The following is a 2,139-nucleotide window of genomic DNA, read 5'->3' on the forward strand; positions in this document are numbered from 1 at the left end:
GGAGAGCACCGCAAAGTGTGGGGCAGAATGTAAAATATCAAGCGGCCATAGGCAACTCCCTCACTGATTCCCGCTGAGGCTTCATCGCAGGAAACCATTCTTCAAAATGGTTGCGTAGCTCACCATTCAATACCGCTGTTCTCGTTTGTAATAAATAATGTGCACCTTCTGGAGACCATTGCATTTGCTGTTTTTTCACCATGCGTTTCGCGATAACTTCATTCACAGTGGACTCCACAAATGCAGTCGTAATGGTTTCACCATAACGATACTTTTCGCCGTAATTAGGAATCAGGTGCCGATTGTTATCAATATACGTCCACATTTCTTCAAGCTGTTTTAAAAACTTCTTACGATTTGTATATTGTACGTTCTCGTTATCCAGGTAAAAAGTACAGTCTTCGAGTTTATCTAATGCCTTCTTAACATTCCCATGCCACAGATGCCATTTGCTGCTCTCTAAGCCTTTCGTTACATCTTTTCCTAACACAGGATCGGCCTGTGCTAGCCCTTTGGCGAATTGATTCAATACCGTTAATCTCATCGTCACATGAAACCAGTCCAGTACATGTTCAGCTTCGGGGTGCATGATATATTGTAAGCTTCTTACCGTATCACCTCCATCCGATAAAAACGAGATCTGCTGATTGGCTTGCATACCTTGCTCATTGAGTAAATGCATTAAACGACGTTGCGGGTGTGCTTCCAATTTCTGCACAAAGCCAAGGCGTTTACCGGTCTGTGTTTTTGAGAAGCACTTGCCAACAATGACTTCGAAGTGATTTTTCTTTTGCCGACAATCCCTCACATAACCGCCATCAATACCCACCGTTAGAGGTTTATCTGGTTTGGGAAGTTGGCCCCATTCCATCGGGCAACCCAAGAGGTAGCTTGCTGTTTTCTGAAGACGTTTATCCTGATGTTTAGCGACCTGATGAAGGTGCCGCCTGACGGTTTCTGCATTAAGCCCGTCATTGATCGGGAGGACATCCTTCAGTAAGTCCACAGTCAACCCATAAGACATTAACGAGGACCATTTCGTCTCCATATACTGTAATTCAGGGCTATTATGGTCACTTAACCAGTCGTTTAACACACTGAATGTTTGTGTCGTTGATGCTGCACATTGACAATGATAAAGGCGTTGGTTCGGTACCGGGATGATACCAAACAAGGTGCGGTACTGTATTTCAGACTGTCCTTTGATACTCCTTGGTTTCTCACAATCGGGGCAGCATCGATGTGCCTCGGTATAGGTTTTCGCTTGATGTTGGATGATACTTATTTGTAACTGTTTAAGCAGTTGCTTGGATTCGGCTAAGGACAAACCAACTAAGTCTTCAGTCCCGGTTCCTTTGTCCAAACAAATCAGCTCTTTGAGGTATGTTTGACCCTGGTCATTATCAATCACGACTTGAATGTGCATTTTCATGGGCGTCTTCTCCTTTAGCAAAGAAACAATCAGCAGGGATAAATCGCATCAGACAGTGGTTGAGACAACAAGGTATTAATAGCTTGCCGATTAAAGCGGATGGCTTCATATTTCTCGATCAATAAACGAATGTCCCCCACTGTTATTGTAGCTTCATTTCCATGAAAAATGTCGACGAGTATCGCCGATAAAGCGTATTGTTCATCAGTGCGATAATAGGGTTTATTGTCGATGAATCGACCTTGCCCTTTATAACAATAAGGGGCGAAGGCTGTTATATCGTCGATCGGTTGTATGGCCTCGATACGAATATCATTCAACCAGTGGTCATAAAAATTATAGGTGTAGGTAAATCGGTCACCGATATCAAAGCCAAAATCATCTAGAATGACCGTAAGAGGGTTATCAGAAAAGCTCAGGCCGCCTTCATAAGCAATACCGTAATCTTTACCGAAAATATGAAAACTGTGTAAGTAGTCATTCTCCCACCCCATCGCCAATTGAATGATATGATGGAGGTCGGCTAAGGACGTGTTACCCGAGAGCTGGAGTCGACGCCAAATCATCGGGCTGATGCCTCGCAAGGCAACTTTGATCGCGTAAATATTCATGGTATAGGCACCTCAAATTACGTACAATTTGAGGCTCTCGCACTTTTAAAGAATTAAAAAGCTTTCATTCAATTGCCCCACACTTTGCGGTGCTCT

General features: G+C 43.5%; 2 protein-coding genes. Both read right to left on the reverse strand.

Features of this window, described 5'->3' with window-relative positions; genetic code table 11:
- Positions 1-37: 37 nt before the first annotated feature.
- Positions 38-1,432, reverse strand: a complete 1,395-nt coding sequence (locus GPLA_RS12365; RefSeq protein ID WP_006993854.1) for an ISKra4 family transposase — start codon at positions 1,430-1,432, stop codon at positions 38-40.
- A 29-nt stretch (positions 1,433-1,461) separates the two neighbouring features.
- Complete coding sequence (locus GPLA_RS12370) at positions 1,462-2,043, reverse strand: plasmid pRiA4b ORF-3 family protein (RefSeq protein WP_007105260.1); 582 nt, start codon at positions 2,041-2,043, stop codon at positions 1,462-1,464.
- Between the last annotated feature and the right edge of the window lie 96 nt (positions 2,044-2,139).

The organism is Paraglaciecola polaris LMG 21857 (genome assembly GCF_000315055.1).
GTDB lineage: Bacteria > Pseudomonadota > Gammaproteobacteria > Enterobacterales > Alteromonadaceae > Paraglaciecola > Paraglaciecola polaris.

Bases quoted from the DNA above. Each gene is read 5' to 3' on its own strand.
- GPLA_RS12365 (WP_006993854.1), bottom strand. From the start codon at position 1,432: ATGAAAATGCACATTCAAGTCGTGATTGATAATGACCAGGGTCAAACA.
- GPLA_RS12370 (WP_007105260.1), bottom strand. From the start codon at position 2,043: ATGAATATTTACGCGATCAAAGTTGCCTTGCGAGGCATCAGCCCGATG.